The sequence below is a fragment of the Aestuariivita boseongensis genome (assembly GCF_001262635.1).
GTDB lineage: Bacteria > Pseudomonadota > Alphaproteobacteria > Rhodobacterales > Rhodobacteraceae > Aestuariivita > Aestuariivita boseongensis.
Window position 1 is genome coordinate 149,786 of record NZ_JXYH01000001.1, and the last position, 23,847, is coordinate 173,632.

At 57.3% G+C, this 23,847-nt stretch carries 25 protein-coding genes; 20 read left to right on the plus strand and 5 right to left on the minus strand.

Annotated elements, in window-relative coordinates; translation table 11 throughout:
* Window positions 1-62: 62 nt before the first annotated feature.
* Together TR61_RS00720 and TR61_RS00725 are read right to left on the minus strand one after the other, a co-directional pair.
* Window positions 63-1,571 carry an alpha/beta fold hydrolase gene (locus TR61_RS00720; protein WP_050927613.1) on the minus strand — a complete coding sequence of 503 codons (1,509 nt, stop codon included), beginning with the start codon at window positions 1,569-1,571 and terminating at the stop codon, window positions 63-65.
* Between the two features lie 20 nt (window positions 1,572-1,591).
* Complete coding sequence (locus TR61_RS00725) at window positions 1,592-3,628, minus strand: alpha/beta hydrolase (protein WP_157440775.1); 2,037 nt, start codon at window positions 3,626-3,628, stop codon at window positions 1,592-1,594.
* 642 nt (window positions 3,629-4,270) lie between these two features.
* Here TR61_RS00725 and TR61_RS00730 point away from each other — a divergent pair.
* Window positions 4,271-4,930 carry a helix-turn-helix domain-containing protein gene (locus TR61_RS00730; protein WP_050927615.1) on the plus strand — a complete coding sequence of 220 codons (660 nt, stop codon included), beginning with the start codon at window positions 4,271-4,273 and terminating at the stop codon, window positions 4,928-4,930.
* 59 nt (window positions 4,931-4,989) lie between these two features.
* Here TR61_RS00730 and TR61_RS19555 read toward each other — a convergent pair whose 3' ends face one another.
* Window positions 4,990-5,508 (minus strand): GNAT family N-acetyltransferase, encoded by a 519-nt coding sequence (locus TR61_RS19555; protein WP_082181776.1) that lies wholly within the window; start codon window positions 5,506-5,508, stop codon window positions 4,990-4,992.
* Between the two features lie 645 nt (window positions 5,509-6,153).
* On the opposite strand from TR61_RS19555, the gene TR61_RS00735 reads away from it, so the two are divergent.
* The 17 genes from TR61_RS00735 (at window position 6,154) to TR61_RS00815 (ending at window position 19,809) form a co-directional block, all read left to right on the plus strand.
* Window positions 6,154-6,693: a hypothetical protein gene (locus TR61_RS00735; RefSeq protein WP_050927616.1), complete on the plus strand. Its 540-nt coding sequence runs from the start codon at window positions 6,154-6,156 to the stop codon at window positions 6,691-6,693.
* 115 nt (window positions 6,694-6,808) lie between these two features.
* Complete coding sequence (locus TR61_RS00740; RefSeq protein ID WP_157440777.1) at window positions 6,809-8,083, plus strand: adenylate/guanylate cyclase domain-containing protein; 1,275 nt, start codon at window positions 6,809-6,811, stop codon at window positions 8,081-8,083.
* Between the two features lie 338 nt (window positions 8,084-8,421).
* Window positions 8,422-9,066, plus strand: a complete 645-nt coding sequence (locus TR61_RS00745; protein ID WP_157440778.1) for a protein-tyrosine phosphatase family protein — start codon at window positions 8,422-8,424, stop codon at window positions 9,064-9,066.
* A 41-nt stretch (window positions 9,067-9,107) separates the two neighbouring features.
* A complete protein-coding gene (locus tag TR61_RS00750) occupies window positions 9,108-10,520 on the plus strand; it encodes a hypothetical protein (protein ID WP_157440779.1) in 1,413 nt (470 codons plus the stop codon).
* On the plus strand, window positions 10,510-11,475 hold the full coding sequence (locus tag TR61_RS00755; protein WP_050927620.1) for a metallophosphoesterase family protein: 966 nt from the start codon (window positions 10,510-10,512) through the stop codon (window positions 11,473-11,475). Before TR61_RS00750 ends, TR61_RS00755 begins: the two co-directional genes overlap by 11 nt.
* Window positions 11,476-11,504: 29 nt before the next feature.
* Window positions 11,505-12,269: a hypothetical protein gene (locus tag TR61_RS00760; RefSeq protein ID WP_050927621.1), complete on the plus strand. Its 765-nt coding sequence runs from the start codon at window positions 11,505-11,507 to the stop codon at window positions 12,267-12,269.
* 19 nt (window positions 12,270-12,288) lie between these two features.
* The gene (locus TR61_RS00765) at window positions 12,289-13,110 is read left to right on the plus strand and encodes an SdiA-regulated domain-containing protein (protein ID WP_050927622.1); all 822 of its coding nucleotides are present in this window, start codon (window positions 12,289-12,291) and stop codon (window positions 13,108-13,110) included.
* 118 nt (window positions 13,111-13,228) lie between these two features.
* The gene (locus TR61_RS00770; RefSeq protein WP_082181779.1) at window positions 13,229-13,885 is read left to right on the plus strand and encodes a helix-turn-helix domain-containing protein; all 657 of its coding nucleotides are present in this window, start codon (window positions 13,229-13,231) and stop codon (window positions 13,883-13,885) included.
* Window positions 13,886-14,057: 172 nt separating this feature from the next.
* Window positions 14,058-15,053: an META domain-containing protein gene (locus TR61_RS00775; protein ID WP_050927624.1), complete on the plus strand. Its 996-nt coding sequence runs from the start codon at window positions 14,058-14,060 to the stop codon at window positions 15,051-15,053.
* A gap of 36 nt (window positions 15,054-15,089) precedes the next feature.
* Window positions 15,090-15,992 (plus strand): SH3 domain-containing protein, encoded by a 903-nt coding sequence (locus tag TR61_RS19800; protein WP_050927625.1) that lies wholly within the window; start codon window positions 15,090-15,092, stop codon window positions 15,990-15,992.
* Between the two features lie 26 nt (window positions 15,993-16,018).
* Window positions 16,019-16,369 carry a hypothetical protein gene (locus tag TR61_RS00785; protein ID WP_050927626.1) on the plus strand — a complete coding sequence of 117 codons (351 nt, stop codon included), beginning with the start codon at window positions 16,019-16,021 and terminating at the stop codon, window positions 16,367-16,369.
* A gap of 89 nt (window positions 16,370-16,458) precedes the next feature.
* Window positions 16,459-16,725, plus strand: a complete 267-nt coding sequence (locus TR61_RS00790) for a GlsB/YeaQ/YmgE family stress response membrane protein (protein WP_245626783.1) — start codon at window positions 16,459-16,461, stop codon at window positions 16,723-16,725.
* Window positions 16,726-16,756: 31 nt separating this feature from the next.
* On the plus strand, window positions 16,757-17,899 hold the full coding sequence (locus TR61_RS20335) for an SH3 domain-containing protein (protein ID WP_245626784.1): 1,143 nt from the start codon (window positions 16,757-16,759) through the stop codon (window positions 17,897-17,899).
* A gap of 140 nt (window positions 17,900-18,039) precedes the next feature.
* Entirely contained in the window at window positions 18,040-18,255 is a 216-nt protein-coding gene (locus TR61_RS00800) for a hypothetical protein (protein ID WP_245626785.1), read from the plus strand.
* Window positions 18,256-18,331: 76 nt separating this feature from the next.
* Window positions 18,332-18,532: a hypothetical protein gene (locus tag TR61_RS00805; RefSeq protein WP_082181786.1), complete on the plus strand. Its 201-nt coding sequence runs from the start codon at window positions 18,332-18,334 to the stop codon at window positions 18,530-18,532.
* Between the two features lie 240 nt (window positions 18,533-18,772).
* Window positions 18,773-19,078: a hypothetical protein gene (locus tag TR61_RS00810; RefSeq protein WP_050927630.1), complete on the plus strand. Its 306-nt coding sequence runs from the start codon at window positions 18,773-18,775 to the stop codon at window positions 19,076-19,078.
* On the plus strand, window positions 19,075-19,809 hold the full coding sequence (locus TR61_RS00815) for a heparan-alpha-glucosaminide N-acetyltransferase (protein ID WP_050927631.1): 735 nt from the start codon (window positions 19,075-19,077) through the stop codon (window positions 19,807-19,809). Before TR61_RS00810 ends, TR61_RS00815 begins: the two co-directional genes overlap by 4 nt.
* Before the next feature lie 35 nt (window positions 19,810-19,844).
* On the opposite strand, the gene TR61_RS00820 is transcribed toward TR61_RS00815, so the two are convergent.
* On the minus strand, window positions 19,845-21,014 hold the full coding sequence (locus TR61_RS00820) for a tyrosine-type recombinase/integrase (RefSeq protein WP_050927632.1): 1,170 nt from the start codon (window positions 21,012-21,014) through the stop codon (window positions 19,845-19,847).
* Window positions 21,015-21,272: 258 nt separating this feature from the next.
* Window positions 21,273-22,295 carry a LacI family DNA-binding transcriptional regulator gene (locus TR61_RS00825; protein ID WP_050927678.1) on the minus strand — a complete coding sequence of 341 codons (1,023 nt, stop codon included), beginning with the start codon at window positions 22,293-22,295 and terminating at the stop codon, window positions 21,273-21,275.
* Between the two features lie 173 nt (window positions 22,296-22,468).
* Here TR61_RS00825 and TR61_RS20095 point away from each other — a divergent pair, with 173 nt between their 5' ends.
* Both TR61_RS20095 and TR61_RS00830 read left to right on the plus strand, forming a co-directional pair.
* Entirely contained in the window at window positions 22,469-22,642 is a 174-nt protein-coding gene (locus TR61_RS20095; RefSeq protein WP_172676911.1) for a hypothetical protein, read from the plus strand.
* Window positions 22,643-22,667: 25 nt separating this feature from the next.
* Window positions 22,668-23,816: a TRAP transporter substrate-binding protein gene (locus TR61_RS00830; protein ID WP_050927633.1), complete on the plus strand. Its 1,149-nt coding sequence runs from the start codon at window positions 22,668-22,670 to the stop codon at window positions 23,814-23,816.
* Window positions 23,817-23,847 lie beyond the last annotated feature (31 nt).

Consider the following 23,847-nt stretch of genomic DNA (forward strand, 5'->3'; position numbering starts at 1 on the left):
TTCATTTTGGCCGTTTTCGGATTTGAGACGCATTCCCGGTGTCCCAGGATTTGCATTCTGTTTTAAGGAATAGCGAACTCAAACGCTCCCCGCTCGTTTGCGCAGCTTCCGTCCGGTTCTCTTGTTGGATCCGCAAAGAACTGCGTCATGATTTTGTGCGCACACGCGTCAATGGCACCCTGCACATGGTCTCCATATGCGAAGGTCACCATATAGGCGTTCGGAAGCGCCTCAGCGATTGGCGCAGCTGTCATCTCCGGCGTGACGGGATCGAAGCCGCCATTCAGGATCAGAACCGGCAAATTGCTGATGACCGGTTCATCTGTCTCGGCCGGCAGCGTGGGAAGATCCATATGCGCGCACATCGTGATGTATTCATTGGCATCGAGCGTCACGTAGTCGGTAACGAGATCGCCGAAACGCAAGTTGTCGAGGGTGAAGGCTTCGTCCAAGGACGAGGTCGGATCTTCGGAACAGATCACTGAAAAATGCATTAGGAACGCTAGGCTTGTCTCGGATTGAGCCGGGATCGGCGCAACGAAGAAACCCGGGGCGGTGTCGTTGGGACTGTCGTTTAGGATCGACCGGACGATCAGCGGGACGAAGCGAAGCTGCGTCACATCGTAGAGAGCGTCATAGATCGCCAGCGAGAACTGCTCGGCATCGACGGAGAAGGTGACGCCCTCCACCGAATACGCGTAGGGCGCTTCCTGCAACTGGGTGTGGACCGCCCTCAGGTCGTCCTCGAACTCGGGAAAGGCCGCGTTGCAGGCCTCGTCAGCGGAACACATCGCGACAAGGTAGGCCAGCGCGCGTTCGAAGCGGGCGTCGAGACCCGCTTCGAAGCTGGTATAGGTTGTCGTCAGCGCCCCATCGAGCACGACGGCGGAGAGGCGATCCGGATATTCGCGCATCAGATGCTGGCCAAGCATCGTGCCGTAGGACTCGCCATAGTAAATGATCTGATCGTATCCGAGGATCCCACGGACGCTGTCCACATCGGCGGCGTTCTCGAGGCTGTTATAGGCGGCAAGGTTCACGCTCGCGGCGACCGCCTCATCGAAGCACGCCTTCAATCGCTCCAGTTTGTCCCGTTCAAGATCCGCCCAGCTTGCGTAGACCCCTGAGATATAGTTGTCCGAGAGGTCATTGAGCCCAAAGCATCCGAGAAAGGGCTCGGAATGGGCGGTGCCTCGCTGTGCGAAAAAGACGAGATCATGATTGGCAAGCAATCGGCCGTAGTAACCGTCACTGTCATTCAAGGCCCCGATCTCGAGCAGCGTGAACGGCGTCCCGCCGGGCCCGCCGGCGCCGAAAAAGATCGGGTCGCGTGGCTCCTCTGACGTCGATTTCAAGCGAATGACACCCAGCGATATCGTGTTCTCGGAACGCCGGTCATGGAATTCGGGAACGATCACGTTCCCGCAGTCGAATGCCACATCCTCGGGCATGTCGAAAAAGCAGGTCTCCAGTGGTTCATATCGCGGGAGAACTACTTCGTCGGTAGCCGCTGAGTTGGCGAACGCCGCCGCGAAGATCGCAGCTGAAAGTGCAGTACCTGAAAGCCTCATTATATTTGCCTCTTTCCAAATCATTCTGGCAACGGCGAGTCCGGCTCCACGAACCGGGTTCTCGCTGCTTCAATGCAGGCGGTGTTCAGCGGGGTATTCGGCGAAAGGACGAAAGACTGGACAAGTGCCTTCCCGCAGTCATTGAAGATGCCGGCGACATGCCCCGTATGGGGTATGGTCACGACCGTTACGTTGCTCAGCGTTTCCGCCGCGCGAAGCCCCCATTCCGCCGGGGTCGCGGTGTCCAGGGCCCCGTTCACGACGAGCGTTGGAATGTCGCTGACCACGCCCGGAGGGGCCGGTTCATAGGCCTCGGCTGCCAGGCCCAGCTGTTCGCAACTGATCTGGTAGCTCGGCACCCATTTGGCCAACTCTCCGATCAGTTGCGGGGCCTCGAAGTCGGCGTAGGCTTCGAACGCAACATCATTGAAGAAGCTGTATGAGATGTCATTGCAGCGGATGATGCGGTGCGTGATCGAGTCTAGAATGGTCCGCCCGCGCAGGAATGCGGTTCGGGTCAGGTCGGCGAAAACGGCCGAGAGTTCGCCCTCGGACAAAAGGTCGATGAGCGCGACCATTTCGGCCTGCAGGGAGGGAATGATGACCGCCTGCTGAATGAAGCTGCGCAAGCCTTCGCGCGTGCGCTGATCGCGATGGATTAGAAGCGGTTCGAGATTGGTCATTGCGAGGTTGGCGACCGATCCCCCGGCGGCGTCGAGATAGCCTTCGAGGAGCGCTTCTAAGAGTTCAGTTCGATTTGTCGCCTTCAGGAGGGCTTCGCGTATGATCGCGGCCCCGCCGAGAATGAGCGAAATGTCTTCCTCGATCGCGTCGAACTGGTCCGAAATTGTTGCCAGCCGGGCATTCGCTTCAGCGAGAGCGCCTTCGTGTGCCAGTAACGCCGCCTGGACTTGCGCTTCCGGCAGGACGACTTCTGCCCGCGACGCCGCCTGCGCCAAATCGAATACAGCGAATTCCCCGCGCTCAAGCTCTGCGATCAATCGCGGCAGGAACGGGATCATGTTCTTCTGCAGCGTGATCGAAGACAGCAGGATCCCAGAGAGGTCTTGAACGGTGACCTCTGTCCCGTCATCTCGCAACAGAGAATCCGCTTCGAGGCTGGCCAGAAGGTCTACCGTGCGTTGGCGAATATCCGCGTAGCTTGCTGCACAGTCCGGGTCGGCCTCGCAATTGGCGAAGACGCGCAGGATCACATAGGCGTTCAGGAACCCCATCTCGTAGAACTCCGCGTTCCACGGGGCCACACCGTCGATCACGGCGACACGCAGAGGCGGCAGCTCGGCCTCGCCGGCTGTCTCGTAGTGGTCGAGGATCGACAGCGTGACCATGCTGCCGTAGGAACCGCCGAACAGGTTGTAGGCGGGATAGCCCAGATGCCGCATCAGCGCGATCGTGTCGCGGACGGTGCTCTGGGTGTTGTATTGCGTGATGTCGATCCTCTGATCTTCGAGATATGGAACGCAGCTTCGGTAGTCCACGACCTCCGCAGATGCGGCCACGACATCATAAACTGCTTGGGGGTCGGAACCGGCACCGATGTCCAGCGCTTCGAACCGGGCTTCGACCGCATCGAGGTCGTCCTCGTAGGTCTCGGGGCGTGCGATCCGGACATTGATGGGACACAGCAATTCGTTGCTGTGCGCCGTGCCGCGCTGGTCGAAGACGATGATGTCGCGGTTCTGGCGCAGTCCGGCGGTGCCGCCGCTGATCTGCGACAGGGAATTCAGGGCCGAGCCACCCGGCCCACCCTGAAAATAGATTACCGGATCTTCGAATGGCGCAAGGTTCGTGCTCTTAAGCACAACGTACGAGATCTGGATCATCCGTCCGTCCGGCGCATCCCAGTTCTCGGGAACCTCGACTTGACCACACGAGAAGGTCCCGCCAAGGGTTTCTCCGTCGGGGACCGGGATGGCGCAGTCCGATGCGGCATCCTGTGCCGGTGCCGCAAGAGGTGATAGAAGCGCTACAGTGCAAATAGCAATCAAGGTTGCGGTGAAGGGCTTTTTCATCCAGGCGATCTCCAACTCGCTCAATCGCTGTGTCGTTAAAGAGCTAGAACTGGAACGCAACGCTCAACCCAACAGTGAGGGGATCGAACTCTACACCCGACCAATCCAACCCCGGTGCTGGAGGTGCCACTACGACCGGTGCGGCGGAGGCCGGCGTATTGAGGCTCTCGCCATAAGTGGGCCCACAAGGGAGTATTGTTGCTGCCGCCAAGCAGAACTTCTTTATCATCTCAGACTTCACCTTTTCATTTAAAACTGGCTAATCGTTTCTGTTCAAATGCTGATCCAATGGGAGCCGTTTCGTGTCGTACTTGGGCGTCCTTTCATGCTTACATGGTTGGCGAGCCAAGAGCTCTTGCAAAGGGCGAAAATATGCATTTCCCGTTTAATTTAGCGCGTTGAGACAGCCGCGGAGTTGCTCTGGATAAAGCTTGGCTTGTGAGCTAGCCGCGCCGATTAACCCTTAACCTTACTGTATGGCTGTGGTTGAGAAATTGACTGAAGCTCTGCGCGCCTCACCACGCAGGCACAGCCCCTTTCGTCCACCGCCTGGTCAAGTGGTTTCAGAGCGCTGTTAGAGGTTGTGTTACTTCAGACCGCCTGTGAAAGTGAATCGATTGTTAAACCGATTGTTTCGCAACGAATAAGTCATATATTGAGAACGAAATGGAAGCAGAGTTCATCAGACTGGTCCGCCGTCGCACGGGGATTACTCAAACAGGTCTCGCAGCATGGTTGGACGTCGACCAGGGCACGGTCAGCCGCTGGGAGCGTGGAGTGTCTAGGCCCAGGCCCTCAACACTGGCCGCTATGCGCACTCTATTGATCCAAGACGAAGAGCGGCGGGTTCGTGATCGAAGCATCGCTATGGTCAGAAACAATCTCCTACCAGCAACTCTCATGGGCCCTGGGTTACACCTCAAGGAGTTCTCCAGTTTTGCGGTCGCTCACTACAATCAGAGAAGCGGAACGGATTTGCGCCGTCTCGTTGGCTCATCACTTGAGACGCAAGCGAGCCGCAGTGGATACCCGCAGCTTTGGGACTGTGTCTTGCGATCGGGGCTTCTCGAGGGAGAGGCGATTATATTTACGTTTGCCATCAACTCTCGCGGAAAGGGGCATGTGACAGTGTGTGAACCGTTCTTCGAAGACGGCGCGATTGCCGGTTTCTTGAACTACGTGACCCGCTACTTCGATTTTCCTGAGAATAAAGAGCGTACGCTTGAATTTGCACAGTTCGTGCCAGCCAGCGATCCGACCCAGAATAGGGTGTTGTATCGTGGTCAGCGGGCGGAATTCTGCGAACAGTCATTGATGTTGTGCTGACAACATCCGCACGCAGCTTCCCGCGATCTTGTCTAACGAAAGTTCTGCATAAGCAGCATTTATGAAAGGATCCCGTCCAAAGGTGGATGCCGCCACACTGGCAATCCGTCCGGTCTGCGTCTTGCTCTTTCGTCGCGAACGCAACCGAGTTTTTTGGCTAGGCGGATGGAGCGCTCGTTGCCTTCCTTGATGTAAGACACTGGCCGTTGAAGGCCTAAGGACTCGCAGGCCCAGCGACGTGCAGCTTCAGCCGCCTCGTAGGCGTATCCCTTACCTTCGAATTCTGGATCCCAGATTTGCCATCCGATTTCTGGCTCGGGCGCATCTGGCGGAAAGAATGGACCAGCAATTCCTATCACTTTGTTGGGCCTTACCCGAAGGTCACACGCCAAGAGACCGTACCCACGTATCTCCCAGTGACCAATCCACATTGCGAAGGTGCGCCAAGCTTTGCCTTCCGAGTATGGACCTCCTGAAGGGATAGAGCGGTCAGAGCCGGCATACATATTGAACTGCTGCCAATCTTCAGCTGCCAGCCTTCGCAGGGTGAGCCGCTCTGTTGTTATTGGTTTTTGCATTGCTCAGCCTCTGCTTTTCCAAGATCACTGGCGGCTTCTGTCAATTGGCGGCCGCATGTTTTCTCATGAAAGCACGAGATGTAGCTAGATGATGCTCAATCCGCACAAGGACACTGGCCGAATGCAGCTTTCTGTAACACATGGGGGCCAAGCCGCGTTCGTAACTTTTACGAAATTATTGGAAAAGTTGGACCCGTCAAACAAAGGTGAAAAACTTCGTTCCTTTTGCGGAGCGCCTCCAGCACTTTGAAGCAAACCGAGAAACCTCTGCTCTGGAAAAACATGAATGTTATTCAAATGGTCAAACCATTCGATGACTCCCAAATTTCACGCGTCAGTGGCAGATCGAATAAAACGGCGAGTTTGTAAAAACCAAGTATGCTACAATACTTAGCTGATCACGCAGAACGCATATTTTCGCCCTTCTCTGTTCGAGAGTTTACGATAACGTTTTAACTCGCGTTCTTAACTTCACATTTTCTGAAGCTGATCCCAACGCTGTTTCGAGTGGAAAGTAGGGTAGCTGCGAGAGAAAATGCATCGTTGAAGCGCTCGGTGAAGTGTTCTGCGTGCGCAGTCTGATTGCTTTTGGGGCCCGGTTCCACATACAACTTTTCAGAAAGTCGCGCGGTATTGGAGGAAGTTATGCGAAATTTGGTTGCGGGGCTTGTTGCGGGCTCATTGTTTTTCGGCTCAGCGTTGCCCAGTGCTGCGATGTCAGACGAAGAAAAGGCCGCTTTGGCCGCGGCTGCGATCTTGGGTATTGCGGCTCTCTCACACCATAAAAATCACTACCAGGAAGGTTACCGGCCGCAAGGTGAAAACGAGACGGCAATGTTCGAGGCTGGATACCGTGACGGTCTGCACAACGAGCAGTTCGATACTGGCTACGGCACCCGTGCCTATAGCGAAGGCTATGCGGCTGGACATAAAGAGCGTGAGAACCGTCTGGCGCACAAGCGACACAATGTTCGCGAGGTCAGGGTGCCATCGGCAGCGATTGCCGGTTGCAGAGATGAAGTTGCATCCAGCTTTGGCGTCAGGTCACGGGATGTACACATTATCAAGGCCGGCCAAGAGGGGTCCGACAACTACTATATTGAGATGTCTTCGGGCCACCGCCACGTAATTTGCGGTACGAACTCGCGAGGCCAAGTCTTCAATTTGCGCAACGGTAGATTGTAGCCAGACTTGAACAGCAGACCATGTGGCGCGGGTTTGTATCCCGCGTCGCACGAGTTCGAGCGAAAATGACAGTAAATTTTGGTGGGGCGCGTACCTCTCAGAGGTGCTGGATTTGGTGAAAGAACTCAACCTCATTAAAAAAGCGCCACGGTGGTTGGTCTGGTATCTGAGCTACAATTTTGAGGGAAAAACGGAGCGCCAGAAACGTCGGCAGTTTGCGATAAATTTTACCTGCCTGATCGGTGGAACGATCTCTCCCTTGTTTGGCCTCTATTACCTGACGCATGACTTATCGCTATGGTATGCAACCATTGTCGCGGTTGCGCTTGGATTAGGTGCATACGCATTGCCCCTGGTCAGCCGATTTGGGGATACTCCGTTCGTTTTCGCGACTACTGTTCTACTGTGTGGTAGCTGTATCGCCCTGACGTTGTTGCTTGGGGCCCGAAGCGGTATTTTCATGTACATCCTTATCATCACGACGATGATGATTATTTATGTGGGGTCGGAACGCGTGGCCCTTCTTTTATTCTCGACGCTAGTCAGCATTGCCAGCATCACCCTTTGTTTCTTTTTGCCCAGCGACGGATGGTTGACAGCTGCGAACACTCCTCCCTTGCATACAGTTCTTTTGATATCATCGGTCCCAGTGCCGATTTTGATGATCGCAGGAGTAATGTTTGCGAGTTTTCGTAGAATGGAGCGCGCGGAGGACGCCTTGGAGGCAGAATATACGCGCTCGGAGGCCTTGCTTTATAATCTCCTTCCGGAAGACATCGCGGCACGGTTAAAAATCGAACCGTATCGCACTATCGCTGACAGCTTGCCCCAGGTGGCGATCCTTTTTGCAGACGTAGTGGATTTCACGCCTCGCGCCGCTTCTTTGCCTCCGGAAGAAATCGTGGGCTTTCTGAACCGTATCTTTCGGTCCTTCGATCAACTTGCAGCAAAGCATGGGCTGGAGAAGATCAAGACCATTGGAGACGCCTATATGGTGGCCGCAGGAATGCCAAACCCGGTGGGCGACCCTGTGCATCGGGTCGCAGAAATGGCTTTGGACATGCAGCGGACAGCTGAGAAGATGGCGTCTGACCTCCCGGGGGGGCTGCAGGTGCGGATTGGGCTCCATGCTGGGCCGGCAGTGGCGGGCGTCATAGGGAACCGGAAGCTGTTTTACGATGTTTGGGGAGAGACCGTAAACACTGCCAGCCGGATGGAAAGCCATGGGGAACCAGGACGTATTCAGGTGACGGCATCGGCCAAGAAAGAACTGGAAGAGGACTACGACTTTCAGCTCAGAGGTATGGTGAAAGTAAAGGGTATGGGTGATGTTGAGACATGGTGGCTCACAGGCAGGCGAGCTGAAACCAGGATACGGAAAAATGATTAGCAGCGCAGCGGGTCAATTGGCTCGATTGAACGGCCTCTTCGCGGGCGAAACAAAGGGTCCACCGGGCGTTGTAGGTTCCATTTCATCTGGCAGTCTGCAAAAGTCCGACGGCAAAAAAAGAACAATCGAGTTTTGGTGGTTTGATCGGCTGAAACGTTGCTTATTATGAAAATGACAGAATTCGGCTGCGTGCCCCGGCGTGGAACAATAGGACTTGGCCGATCCGAGCTGGCTACGACCAGCCTTGGCTATCTCGACCATTTGGCTTGCGTAACTTATCCGCGTTGCAATGCTTCCGGAAATCAAGAAAGATCGAAACAACTTAAAGGGAGGCGTTTGTGAGAAAAACGTTTATTTGCTTTGCTCTGAGTTTTGCCGCAACCATCGCGCAGGCCGATGTGACGTCCCGATCTGGCGGCCCATCAGAGAGCGAAATGCTCGCACGAAATGTTGACGGGGCGCCCGATGGGATGACATTTTTCCGCCCGGTTCTTTCAGGTGTTTTGTATCGGAGCGGGTTCAAGGGCGGCGACAAGGCGCGTTCCGGCCTATCGAATGGGCAGCGCAGCGAACTATGCGATGCCGGGTTCGAAACCGCGTTCTATGCCGATTTCGGGAAGAACACCGAATATGGAAGCACCAGTTGCGGTAGCAATGCGCTTGACTACAAATCGGCGCGCTCTTCGCGGCCTTCGGCTGTAATGGAGGCCGTTTATCAGACCATAAAGAACCCTGAGAAGGGACCAGTATTGGTGCATTGCATGTGGGGCGTGCACGCTTCAGGTGCGCTGTCGGCGATGGCGCTAGTGCAATTCTGTGGCTGGTCCGAAGATCGCGCCAAGTCCTATTGGAACGAGGCCCGAAACGGCGCCCCTTGCGCCAATGGTTGTGATGCTTGGATCGATGCGAAGTTCGAACGTTTCCGCGTCAACCCGGATTTGCAGATCACTGACGCGGAACGCGCAGCGATCTGTCCCAAGTGAACCGGATTGAAACGATGAAGCCATTCCGATTTATTCTTCTCGTGCTGGCCTCGACCGCAGGTTCGCCTCTGCTGGCCAGCGATGCGGTCGAGGGCAATGTAACAGAGTTCACCAGTCCCCAAGGCGTCATAGAGCGTTGCGTGCGGATCGCCGCCATTCCCGGCGGAGAATATTCAAAGGGCGATCTGAAAGATGAGGCCAGCTATTGCGGGATTGACCTCTACGCGTCCAACGTGGCCCTCTGCCCGAAGACTTGGAGTACCAGCCCGGGCATGATGGTCTACGATATTTCTGGTGGGCCCTATTCGAATGACCGTGCAGAGTTCGAACGGAATGCCTGCAAAGAAGGTAAGTCGGCCGGCCGGCTTTCTGAGGGCGATCTGGCAAAGTTTAAGGTGACGATGAACGCGAAGGGAACAAGCGGTACCTTCTCGGCCTCGCCTCTACTTTATTACCACTTCTCTCGGTATTTCGATATGACGGTCAAGGTCCCAGTGTCGGTCTGGCGCACGATGGATGTGGCCATGCACGCCTCGGAAGTGGCGCGCCCGGGGCTGGCAATTTCGGGCCACAACCGCTCGGCCCGCATGAACCATGCGGGGTGGCAGCATCTGGTCGATGCCGAGGTCAACCCGTCATCCTACAGTCCAATGGACGATATCTTTACCGCAGACCGCAAGCAGATCTACGGCGTGCTGACGTCGAGCCCGGGTCACCGCTACGGCTCCGAGATCAACGGCACGCGGCGGTCGGGCTGGGGCAAGGGGCAGAATTTCGACTTTCAGGAAACACCCGCCTTCCTGGCCTTGCGCCGAGATGCACCGCTGGTCGAGGCGATCGACGCCGGGTTGCGCGAGGCACGCAAGGACGGTCAGATCAACCGCGACCTGGGCCCGGATGTCCCTCGCGAGCAGATGGCGTACTGGATGCGCGAGATCTCGGAGATCGTGCTGTTGGATTTTATCTTCAGCCAGCAGGATCGCGTCGGGAACATCGACTTCACGCCGTATTACTACTGGATCGAAAACGGTAAACTTGCGCATAAAAAAGCCAAACATCATGAACCCGGCGACAGTTCGGTTCCCGCGGGAGCGATGCTGTTGCGGCGCACCAACCTGAACGACAACGATGCCGGCGGACGCGTGGCCTATGCGAATTTCGCCAAATCGACGCAGATGCTGGAAAAGCTGCGCCATTTCGATGGTAAGGTCTATGCGCGCCTGATCGCGCTTGACCGCGATCTCCAGAACAGCGGACCCATCTATCAGTGGCTCGCGTCGAGCCTTGGCCTAAAGGAGGCCGAGGTCGCGCAAGTGGTGAAGAATACTCGTCTGGCGACAGCTATTCTGCAAGATAGCTGCACTGCAGGGAAACTGCACTTTGACCTGAACCCTAAACAGTTCTTCGTTTCGGGCGATGTCACGCCGGAAGAGATTTCTTGTGATGGCACCTAGGCTCGCGCTGGTCCTTTTGTGCTGGGCGCTGAGCTTCGCTCATGCCAAGGCAGAGGCGATCAGGGTTGTGGTCATCTCGGACCTGAATGGGTCCTATGGATCCACAGAGTATTCCGCAGATGTGCACAGGGCCGTCAAGGCCATCATCGCGATGAAACCCGACTTGGTGATTTCAACCGGTGATATGGTGGCAGGCCAGCGCCGCCCACATTTGAGCGAAAAAGAGGTCAAGTCCATGTGGACCGCCTTCCACGCGGCTGTAACGGACCCTTTGAGCGAAGCGGGCATTCCGCTTGCGGTCACGCCCGGCAACCATGACGGATCGGCCTATTCCGGCTTTGAGATGGAACGGCGCATCTATTCCGCTGAGTGGCGTGCGCGCCGGCCCGATCTTCGCTTTGTAGGTCCTGACACATACCCGTTCTTTTACGCTTTCGATTTTGGATCTGCCCGCTTTGTGTCGCTTGACGCGACCACCGTGGGGCGGCTCGATCCCGATCAGATGCAGGCGCTGGAAACCGCATTCGAAGATGCCGGCCCCGCCAGGATCGTCTTCAGCCACCTTCCGCTTTGGCCTTTCGCAGTCCGTCGCGAGACTGAGATCATCGGGGACCCGGGACTTGAGGTTCTGCTTGAGCGCCAAGCAGTGGACCTGCACCTGTCAGGGCACCATCACGCCTATTATCCCGGCCATCTCGACCGGTTCGCCGTGATCTCGCAGGCCGAGCTCGGCGGCGGGTCGCGCCGGCTAATCGGATCTCAGATCAGGCCGCCTCGCGCCTTCACGCTTCTGGAGATCGACGACGAAGGTTCAATCCGCGCCACGGCCTTTCAGGCGCCCGATTTTCGCGAACCCATCGATATCACTAAGCTGCCTAAAAGTCTGAACGTCGGTGACCGGGTGATACGACGGATTGATACCGTTCAATCCGGTGCGGTAGAGATGCTCCGATAAAACAAGTCCATGCAGCAGACGAGATCCACATGATCCGATCTTCCATTCCCCTTATCCTTGCCGCGCTTGCCTTGGCGGTCGCGCCGGCGGCCGGCTTCGCACAGATGGAGGACGCCTCGATTTTGCTGCCTACGGATATCTCGATCCACGATGTGGGATGGGGTCAATTGGGCGATCTGGACGAAATCAGGGAATTCGTGTTGGCCGTCGTGGAAACGATTGTCTTTGTTTCCGCTTTCGCCTTCCACCCCCGGGCGAATGCGCTGAGAACCGATGCGCGCGGTTGGGTTGTGCAGTCAAGCATGTTTCTGTTCGGGCTGATCGGCATGCTGATCGGCTTCCTTGTTGTGCATCACGGGTTTCTGATCGGGTTTGTCGTATTCGGTATCGGTGGGCTTTTCCGGTTCCGGATGGAGTCGAGTTCTCTGATGGATGGCGCGATCTTGATCCTTGTCACGCTGATCGGGCTGTCGGTGGGTATGAACCTGCCGGTCATGGCCCTCATTGCCACTGGAGCCGCGTGGATCACGATATGGTTCATCACGACGCGCACTGTTTCGGTTCTCGAGCTGAAATTCGAAGACGAAGATATGCTCAGTGGCGCGATGACACGTCTGCGCGCGGCGCTGGCGGATGAGGACTTTCGCATCGTCGATGTCAAGAAAACCGATTTCAAACCGGTGATCGAGATCGTGCTGTCGCACCGCAAGCCCGATGCCGGACAAATCATACCCGGCATTATGGAAGAGCTTGGGAAATCCGGATACGGACCGAAAGGCTGGTATGTGGTCTAGGAGCCTGCTTGCAGTTGGCTTGTTCTTTGCCGCGTCCGTCTGGGCCGAAGCCGGAGCTGGTCGGCTGGAACCCGTAGCGACCCTGTCTCTCTACAAACCGGATACTGGGCTGACAGAGCCGTCGGGCCTGGCCGTTGACCCCTCCGGCACGGCCTTTTGGATCGTGAGTGACAACACTGAGGTTATCTTCCGCCTCGCCTTCGACGGCGCGCTTGACCGGTTCACGGGCGTCGATCCCCGGCTGACGGACCTCGAAGGGATCACGGTCGATGTCCGCCACAACCGTCTTCTTGCGGTCTCTGAACGCCGGTCGAGCATCCTGTCGGTGGATTTGCGACCGCCGCACCGCATCGCCGAATTTCCTTTGAAAGACCTTGCGGCTCAGCCCCATGCGCGCAAACTGCTTTCAGACCGCCAAAATGGTCTTGAAGGTATCGCGGTCGATCCGAATTCCGGTCTTGTTTATGTGCTCAAAGAGGCCAAGCCGCGGCTGCTGATTACTCTTTCTCCCACGCTTGACAAGCTGATTGCAATCAAGGCTCTCGACGGTCTGTTTAAAGGCAGCCCGGCGTCTGAGGTGGATGCATCGGGTCTGGCTTTAGATACCCATCGGGGTGGGCTCTGGATCGTCAGTGATACAGGCAAGTCTGCGCATTTTCTGCCCTTTGATGAAGGTCAGGTGAAGTTTTTTGAACTCACCTACCGGGCTGAAGGCTCGACGTACCGCCTCGATAATCCGGAGGGAATTGCGCTTTCGGCCAATGGCGCATCCCTCTACGTGCTGTCGGATAATGGACGCAAATCGCGGCTGGTTCAGTATGCTATTCCGAAGTTTGATTAAGCCTCTTAGGAGTTGTGTTCTTGCGGCTTCGCAAGACTGCGCTATCTTTACTTGACGTGAGACGGAGTACTTTTTCGGCGCCTGACCGACTGGGCGAATTGGAGCGTCGCTAATCAAAATGGATCGAACGCTTATAAAGGACTTGCGTAGGCGACTTGGCCTGACCCAACGGCAACTGGCTGACAGCCTTAACGTGGATCAGGCAACGGTTAGCCGATGGGAACGCGGCGTTGAATCCCCGCGCCCGGCCCGCCGGGCAAAATTACAGCGTCTTTTGATGCGAGACGAAAGCCGCCGGGCGACCCAGCGCAGCCTTGCATTCCTGCGTCACGATTATTTACCTTCGACCTTGCTCGACGACCAGTTGCGGCTCGTTGACATCTCTGCATCGGGTCGTCGCCATTTCGAGCAACGGGGGCAGGACCCGGACGCGCTTCTTGGGATGAGTCTTGAGCGCTACGCCAATCGAGCCGGGCGGCCCGAACTTTACGAGCAACTGATCGCCTCCGGGATGATTGATGGTTCCGCCTTGCTGTTTCGCTTCGTCCAGAATGTGCGCGGCCGTGGTCACGCAACGGTGTATGAACCGATATTCGAAGACGGGATCCTGAGCGGAATGCTCAATTATGTCACAGCTTATTTCGATCTTGGCGACAGTGATAGTGAAACGCTGGAACTGATCGAAGTCGTGCAAGCCGATGACCCTATGCAGGCCCAGATTTTGCATCGCGGCCCCGGCGCAGAATCGGCCCTGCGCCACATTCGCTCAGCGTGACTGCCAGTTTCCGGCAAACGCATATTTTCGCCCTTCGCAATGCTCCAGCGCACGTTGATATTTGCTTTAGGTAGAAGGAAGCCAGATGATTCCTTTGGGTTGTGCGACGGGGCCGAACAGGGCAACGAATGCCATTCCGGAGTGAGAACCATCCGATAGTAATGAGATCGATATGCGAGACCTGCCACTAAGCTATATCAAGACCAGCGGGGCGGCGGGGTTTGGGCTGATGTTTGCCATTCTGGCGGTCACTCCGTTATCGGCTGGGGAATGGCAGATCACCACCTTGAATGGAGGCGCTGCATTGCAGTCGCCAAGCGTGACATTTTCCGCCGATGGCGCGCTGTTAGGCACCACCGGGTGCAATAGATTTTCGGGTCACGCGCGGACAGAAGACGGACAGCTTTTCAGTGCCGGGCCGCTTGCCACAACCCGCATGGCTTGCGGGGGGCAAGAGTTGACTGCGCAGGACGATACAATAATCAGTCTGTTCTCGGGCCAGCTGTCGATTGCCTTCGATCCCCTGACCTCGACCCTCACATTGTCGCACGGTGCTGATGAGATGACACTGGTACGGGTTGATTCCGGTATGTCGCACTATCCGGAAACACATGCCGGATTGGAACCTCCGATGGGCGAAACGCCCTATATGACGCCGTCTGGACAGCAGCCTGAGGTGCCGATCAGGGCGGCCCCCGCGGCGGACGCCAGCCAGGTTGGCCGTGTAATGGTCGGCACGGTTCTTCGGAACGATGACTGCACGGAGGTGGCAGGTCTGAGCTGGTGCGAGGTTTCGACTGTAGACGGGCGAATTACCGGCTGGGCCGAGCATCGTTTTCTTGAACAAGCAGACAGCGCGCTACGCGCGGGCCAGCAGATTTTTGATGTAGCCGGACGGCTTCCCTGTGCCAAGGGCGTCGGCGCTCCGATGTCGACTTGTGCCTTCGGCGCAGCCCGCGATGCCGGCGGTAGCGCGACGGTGTCAGTGATGCGGGCCGACGGCACCGACAGGGGTCTGTTCTTTACCGATGGGGTCTTCATCAGTGCGACCACAAGCCAGGTAGACGGTGGATTTCAGCAGCAGGCAACGCGCGAGGGTGATCTGACCCTCATCCGTGTCGGCGACGAACGCTACGAGGTTCCGGATGCGATCATTTTCGGGGGCTGAACGGGTAATGCTTAAAACGTGCAAGGATCAAGACACATGAAACGAACCGCACTTCTTGCTTCGATAACTTGCGGGTTGCTTGCGGTCGGATCGGCAGTCCATGCGGAGATGCCAATCTTTTCGGCGACGTGCCTCTCCAACAATGTCGATGCCGACCGAACAGGCACTGTCCGGATCAACGGGATGCCGATGGAGGTGAAGGAATTCAATCCGAACTACTACGAGGCCACGATGGAAAGCCTGACCATCAGTATCAGCCATGCCGGCGGTGGGCGCGATCTGATCGTCAGCTTCACTGGCTCGGGCGGCGCAAATGGCGTCTGCCAGGTTCTTTCGTCCGCCGCCGCGCCCGTTGCCGATACCAGTACGGGTCCGACGCAATGGCGGATCAGCGTGAACGGGTCGCTCAACATCCGCCAGTCTCCATCGACATCGGCGCAGGTCATGGCCCGACTGCCGGACGGAATGATAGTCGAGAACCGAGGGTGCGTGGAAAGCGGCGGGCGTACCTGGTGCGAGGTTGCCGACGGCGATGCAAGCGGTTGGGCCGCACGCGAGTTCCTGGTTGCCGCTGGGGGCGAGAACGCCAATTCAGATGATGGTGGCGGCGCCATGGCGGGGTCTGGAAGCTCGGAAGAGCGTGTGCGCTTCGCCGCTGGCACGACTGGGGCGGAGTATTCCGGCAATCTGATGCCTGGCGACTCCAAGCGCTATGTTCTCGGCGCATCGAACGGTCAAAACCTCTATTTCCGGCTCGCTGCGAATGGGCCCAGCATGTTCTACCAGATATTCAACCCCGACGGCTCTTTCCTGCTAGATCAGACTAACGCTGACCAGGAGTATCGGGGGCAGCTCTGGCAGTCGGGAGATCATTTGGTCGAGGTAATAAACCGAGGTAACGGGGCCCAATCCTACAACGTCATTTTCGGAATTCAGTAAGCAGGTCACAAGTTGAAAGGACAGTCATGACATCCGCAATCAAGGCTCTGATCACCATAGCCGCGCTCAGCACGCTGGCTGCGTGTGTGGAAACCTCGGGCGGTGGAAGCGCCTCTCAGATGCCGGTCGCTCCAAACAGCCCGCCGTTCATCACAACAATGTCGGGCTCAGTTTCGCAGGCCTCGATCAATGCCTGCCGCAATACGCTTGCCGCGCAGACCGTGGGAGGTGTGACTGTCGTGGGTGGCGAGACCTCGGAAGCGGCGACAGCGATCTACATGCGCGTGGGTCAGAACGGTGCGCCTTGGCGCTGCCTTGTTGGTGCCGACGGCAGCAATCCGTCGGTCATGTTCATGGGCAGCGAAGGGACGCTTTGAACCGGTGGTGCGAGGCCGCGGGCTCGCGCCACCGTCGCGATACGCGATCCCAAGATAGCTGAGCGCACGCGGGTAGAAGGAGCAAAGACTTGGAAGACACGGTTGGGACAGTCATGGGCGGGGTGGCTGGACTTATCATCATCATGGTGATCGGGGCCATCGTCGGGTGGATCGGCAGTCTTATTGTCAAGGGGACGGGGTCGGGGCTTTTTGCCGATATCGGGATCGGTATCGGCGGCGCTCTGGTCGCGGGCTACCTCTTTCCAGCGATCGGCCTGCCGGTTCATGGACTCTTGGGAGCGGTCCTCGGCGCGGTCACCCTGCTGGTGGCCATCAAGCTAATCCGTCGCGTCTGAGTTATTACCCGAAATGAGGAACATTTTTCCAATGCGGCAACTTCAAAAACTATTGGAAGCGATTGTGCTCTCGCTACTTGCTGGCGTGTCTTGGGTGGGCCCCGGCGCCGCACAGTCCACGGATTTCATGCTTAATGAGTGTTCGAGTGCCGGACAAACCTATTTCCGCGATTTCAACGCTCGCACCGATATGCGCTATAACGGGCAGCGCACCGACGGCACGCATGCCATCAATGGCCGGATCTACCTTGAAACGCGGTACGAGGATTTTGCCTGCTCCTACGAACGTGGCGGTCGTCGGATGGTGGAATTCTTCGCTGAAGGCCGGGTGCGGAACGCATACCTGCCGGATGCCGGGACCCCAAGTGAAGGCAGCGTCGTGCAAGTCACCGGGCTTAGCGCGGGCGACAGGCTTAACCTGCGCGCCGGGCCAGGCACGAGCTATGCACGTGTTGGGGCGCTGTCGAATGGCTCATCAGTTCGCAATCTTGGCTGCCGAATGCAGGGGAGCACGCGGTGGTGCCAAGTCGAGCTGATGACCAACCGTCGCGAACGCGGCTGGGTGGCAGGGCGCTATCTCACACTTGCAGGCGCGGCGCCGCCGCCTGCGTCCGGGCCGCTTGTCCGCGTAACCGGTGTTCCGACCAATGATGTGTTGAACGTGCGCGCCGGCCCCGGAACGAGCTACCGTATCGTTGGCGCCCTAGGGAACGGTGCGCAGGTTCGGGAACTGGGCTGTGAGATGCAGGGCGCTGCCCGCTGGTGCCAAATCGAGATGCTGACTGACATGCGGGAACGCGGCTGGGTCAACGCCCGCTATCTGTTGCGCGAGGGTGGGCAGGCGACCCAATTGCCCAGTGCCTCGCGCATGCAGCGGATTCGCTTTCAGCCGGGCGCTTCGGGCACCGAATTCACCGACGATCTGGGCCCAGGCGCGACCGTCACATACCTATTAGGTGCGCGTAACGGCCAATTACTTACCGTCGAATTGATAGGCGCCGGCCCGAATGTTTACTACCGCATCTTCAATCCTGACGGCAGCGAGCTTCTTGGGGCGGTGAACGCGGCCCAAGTCTATCGCGGTCAGCTTTGGCAATCCGGAGATCACAAGATCGAGGTTACGAACCGCGGATCGCGCGTGCAGCCCTATTCGGCCCTGATCAGTGCGCGCTGAACGACTCCATCAAATTACCCCAAACTGGCGAAGGAAAAAGGGACATGACAATGAAATCCAGCTTAACTTTGATGACAGGCGCCGTAGCGCTTTTGGCTCTGGCTGGCTGCGTTGAGGATACTGGTAGCAGCTCACAAAGCATGCCGAGCGTTGGCAGTTCCACCGATCTGACCGCTTTCGAGGGTGCTCGCGCGGGCCAGGCGGAGATGGGCATTCGCTCTCTAGGCTATGAGGCGATCCGCAGCGCCGGGCTGACGACCTACTGGTTCAACCGTGACACCGGGGCCTGTGCGGCGATTACCACGGCAGATGGCCGCTACAGTAATGTAACGATGCTGCCTGCCGAAGACTGCTGACGAAAGGCTTTGACCGCCAGTGTTGTGCAGAGCTGTCATATGGGTCGTCGGGGCACTCTACCTCGTTGCCCTCGCGATGCTCCTGATCGGGACCTACGGGCTCTTCGGTCAGGAGCAAGACCCTCTATCGGGGGTGTTCCTGCTGCCGCTTGGACTGCCTTGGGTGCTTCTGCTCGATGGGTTGCCCGAGCCGCTTTTGCCCTGGTCCGCCATTCTTGCGCCGCTATTGAACCTGGCGATACTGATCTTGCTCTGCCGCCGTTTTGCCCGCGGCTGACCAGATCCGGTCCAATACAAAGGAGGTCTTAATGACTTTTGATATTCCCCATATGATCGTGACCGCGGTGATCATGTTTGCCGTGCTCTGGGGCCTGGACCGGACATCGCTTCTAGGCTCAATGTCGAAAGGCAGGTAGACAATGGTGAAGTTCGTTGTCCTCTTCGTGGCACTCCTCGTGCTGAACCTTTTATGGCCCTATGGGTCAGGTCAGTAGGCAATTTCAGAAAGGGTTTTCAAATGGGTAAGGCTGTTCTCTCTGTCGTTTTCCTGATCATCGGCCTGATCATAGGTCTTTTGGGCAGCGGCTTTGTCGGTGGCGCTGCGATGGGTGTCGGCGTCGCGACTGGTGCATCATCAGGCATCTGTATGACACTACAGGCCGCTCAAGAGGAAGGGTTGATCAATGATGAACAGGTTGATCAGGTTTTGAATCGCGCGGCCGCAAATTTTGCGGAGCTCTCAGGCGACGCAGCCCCTAGCGAGGTCGTTGGCGCAGCAAGTGATTGCGCCTCGGTCCTGGAGAAGCTGCGCAAAGCGCAGTGAAAAACGCATCTGAACGAGCTGAAAAACCGCGACTAGTCTGGCTTGATGGCGCGCGCAGTTTTGCCCTCTTGGCAATGATCGTGTTCCACACGGCGCGCGACATGGAAATATTTGGTTATCTCGAACCGGGAACGACCCTTCACGGCGGATGGGCTATCTTTGCCCGTCTTATTGCAGGGTCGTTCCTGTTTTTGTCCGGTATCAGCCTCATCGTTGCGCATGGGCAGCATTTCCGCCTGCGGTCTTGGCTGAAGCGCCTGTCTTTGATTGTCGCTGCTGCAGCATTGGTCTCTGCTGTGACCGCCGTCGTCTTCCCCGAACGTTTCGTGTATTTCGGTATTTTGCATGTAATTGCAGTGTCGAATGTGATCGGGGTCATACTGCTGAGGCTACCGGCAATGGGCCTTGCAAGTTTAGCTGCATTCGTACTTGTCGTGAGCAGTTTGCCGAACTCTCATTTGTTCAGTACCGCCTGGCTCTCCTGGACTGGCCTCAGTGCGTCTGTGCGTCCATCGCTAGATTTCTTACCTCTTTTCCCTTGGCTGGCACCACTTCTTGTAGGAATGGCTGTATCAAAGTGCCTGACATTCAAAAGTGCTTTCCAGATTTCGCAGAATGAAAGATTGAGCTACCTGATCACGTGGCCCGGGCGCCACAGCCTTTCGATCTACCTTGTGCATCAACCCATCCTTATTGGCTCGATCTGGCTTGTTTCTAAGGTAGTGGTGTAGGATCCCTATACCGATCGAGATCATACTCGTTCAGCCTAATTCTCCGCGTCGTTGTCTTTTATTTTCTTGCCTATAACCTCTGCAGCCTGCCGTAGAGGATCATCTGCCAAGTGCGCATATCGTTGCGTCGTCGACGGGTTAGTGTGGCCCAGTAGGCGACCGACGATTGGCAAGCTCAAACCACTGGAGACGAGATGGGAGGCGTGGGTGTGGCGATTGTCATGTATTCGGTAGTCCTCAAGGCCTGCCGCTTTGGTCACAACGCGCCAAAATGCCTTTAGGTCTTTGTACGGATGCTCGGGCGACCGGCTTGGGAAAAGCCATATACTTTGTTCAGCTCTTTCTTCTTTCATTCGGGTCACTAGCTCGCACGCAGCAGAAGATAGCGGTAAATGCTCGCGGCGCTTTTGTTTCGTGTGGTGGGACGGCTTCGTCCACACGCCGCGCTCTATGTCGAAGTCTGTCCATGTTGCAGTCAGTACCTCGCCGATGCGCGCGCCTGTCAAGAGTTGTAAGCGGATGGCATCGGCTGCGACTTGGTTGGAATGCTCAGCGAGTGCAGCCAACAATCTGCTCAGCTCATCATCCGATAGCCAACGATCCCGCTTCTCTTCTGGGAATTTCTCAACACCGCGAGCCGGGTTGTCAGGGCGCATGCCCCAACGCACAGACAGTTCGAACATTTTTGACAGTAGGGCCAACGTGCGATTGGCCTGGTAGGGTGTTTTCCGCATTTGGTTGTGGAGTTTTTGAACGTCTTGATGAGCGACTTCAACAACACGAAGCTTCCCTAGCTTGGGTAAAATGTATCCATCCAACATAGACTGATCATTTCGAACGCTGCCTCGTCGTTTCTTTGGAATGGCGTGTTCCGTCATATACAGCCTGGCCAGTTCGGAAACGTTTGGCGAACGTCGAACCGCTTGCGCATTTGCTACGGGGTCTTCCCCCCGGATCACGTCGGCAAGGAGCGACCGTGCCATGTCTCGCGCTACTTGCAGGGACATTGTAGGGCCGTATTGCCCCAGTGTTTTTCGCTTTGAGCGTCCGGTCTGTCTGTTCCGGTATTGAACCACGAAGCTCTTCACACCAGTGGACTTCACGCGCAAGCCAAAACCGGGAAGACCTTCGTCCCAGTATACCGTGTCCCGTTCACTAGCGGCTATTTCATCAATGCGTGATTTGGTTAGACGTGCGATGGGCATAGTTCGGATCGAGATTGAATAGGTAAGCACGAGGTAAGCGCCAGGTAAGCAAGAACGCTCGAATTCTTTAGTGCTTGGTCGAAGTCCAAACTCACTTGCGGTTCCCAAAATGTCAATAAAATATGGTTAATCAGAGATATATCGAACTCGATAGAAAGTGTGCCCGTAAGATTTGTAATCAGTAGGTCCGCGGTTCGAGTCCGTGTGGGGGCACCACCTTTCCCAATACAGCAAAGCGGGAGAGCTGCGCGGATTGCGTCAGTTCCGCGCCGGAGCGGGGCCCAGCGACTCGCGCCACTGGATCGTCGTGGCAAGCTCGATACTGGGGCCCGGATCGTCGCCTGCGCGCAAGCTGAGAAGCTTTTGGGCGGCGCGGCGGCCCATTTCGCGGTGCGGCACATGCACGGTGGTCAGAGCAGGGGTCACGATCTCTGCCAGTTCGATATCGTCGAACCCGGTGATCGACACGTCTTCGGGCACGCGCAGGCCCATCTTGCGCGCCATCATCAGCGCGCCTGCCGCGAACACGTCGTTGCCGCACAGAACCGCCGTAGGGCGGGGGGTGCAGGCCATCAGGCGGGCGAAGGCCTGGGCGCCGTTGTCGATGGCATAGGTAGTCTCCTCGACCGCCAGGCTGTCGGGATTGATCCCATGGTCGCGCGCAGCGTCGCAGATGCCTTCGAACCGGCCGCGGGCACGGTCATTGCCTTCGCGTTCCGCGGTGATCACGCCCAGATGGCGATGGCCCATTTCCAGCACTTCGTCGGCCAGCGCTTTCATGGCCTGACGGTTGTCAAAGCCGATGGAGGGCCGTGTATTCGTGCGGTCGAACACCCAGGCCACCACATAGGGGATCTTGCGCTTGTCGAGGAACGCATAGGTTTTCGGTGTGCGGTCCTGACCGATCAGCAACAGCGCATCCGCGCCCCGCGCGACGAGGGAACGGATCTGTTCCTCTTCCTGCTGGGGGCTGTAGGAGGAGCTGGCGACCAGAAGCGTCACGCCGTTTTCGCCCAGTTCATCCTGAAAGGCCTGCAGGCCGCGTGCAAAGATCGCGTTTTCCATGGTGGGAATGATCGCGCCGAAAGTATTGGTGCGTTTGGCCGCCAACGCGCGCGCACCAAAATTCGGGGCATATCCCAGATCGCTGACCGCACGCATGACCCTTTCACGGGTCGTCGCGCTGACCTGAGAGGGCGTGTTCAGGCAGCGCGATACCGTGGCCGTGGATACCCCCGAACGCGCCGCCACATCTTCCAGTGTCGGCACCGAGGATCCCATATTTTCCTGGCCATGGGGCACGGGCATTGTCCTTGGTCGTGGTCGATTGAGGGCATTCCCCATCGGAGGTGCGCCGTCAATGACCAATATTCAGACATATAATGTAAGCGCTTGCAATGTAAAATGTAAGCGCTTACATTCAAGTGAGTCGTTGGCAGGGAGGAGGCCTGATCATGATGCTTGCAATCGCGGCGGTATTGTTTTCCGTCTATGTGGCAGATGTGGTCCTTGGAGCCCTGGCCAGCACATCTTTTCTTACAGATGTCCAGGAAATGTTGATGCTTTTCGCAGCAACGATCGCCTTCGTGGCGGCCATTCTTGTTCGTGAGAAACAATCCAAGCAATAAACAACTGCTCAATAGGGAGGAGCATATGCAACGGAAAGATAACGAGCTGGCGTCTGAAGAGCGCCGGAACTTTCTGAAACTGGCATCCACGGCCGGCTTTACCGCGGCCGTCGTCGCAGGGGCCGGGGGCATGCTGTGGTCGACGGAAGCGGCCGCACAGACGGCACAAGAGGAGCGCGCACGTCAGGAGGCCGCCGAGTACACTATGACATTGGCAACGGCCTATGTTCTGGGGGCCTCGCGCAGCTATCCGATTATGCAGCTGGACCTGAAGGAAAACATCCAGAACGCCACAAACGGCAAGGTCTATGTGAAACTGGCGCCCGGCGGTCAGCTGGGCGCAGGCGGTGCGCTGGTTCAGGCGGTGCAGGCGGGCACGATCCAGTGCGCGCAGCACTCGCTGTCGAACTTCGCACCCTTTGCCAGCGCCGCGGACCTGATCAACCTGCCGTATTTCTGCGGTTCCAACCAGCGTTTCACCAACCTGGTGACATCGGATGCCTGGAAATCGGAAGTGCACCCCAAGGTTGAAGCATCGGGCTTCAAACCGCTGTTCTATATCAATATCGACCCGCGCGTCGTTGCCATGCGCAAAGGCGGATCGGGCCCGGTTCTGTCGCCTGCAGACCTGGCGGGTGTGAAGTTCCGCGTGCCCGGCTCGAAGATGCTGCAGCAATACTATCGCATGGTTGGTGCCAACCCGACGCCGGTGGCCTGGGGTGAAACACCTTCGGCGATCAAACAGGGTGTGGCCGATGCGCTGGATCCGTCCGTGGGCGCGCTTTACGTCTTTGGCTTCAAAGACATTCTGAGTCACGTGACCTTCACCCAGGCGGTGCCGGACAGTCAGGTCTATTCGATGAACCTTGAGTGGTTCAACAGCCTGCCCGGCGACGTGCAGGAAGGCATCGAATGGGCCGGTGAGATGACCTCGCACCAGAACCTGGCCAAAGTGCCGTCGGCGCGGTCTTACGCCATGGCCGAGCTGGCGAAAGCCGGTGTCGAATTCCATTCGCTGAGCGAAGATCAGCTGGCCGAATGGAAAGCGACCGGCGGCTATCAGCTGTCTGACTGGGATCAGTTCAAGGTCGAACTGGCCGGGTCCATGGACACATTCGCCAAGCTGGAAGAAGCGGCTGGTACGATGGGCAAATACTACGTCCACGACGCGTAAATCACGCCAATGCTGTCGGCGCATTCCGCGC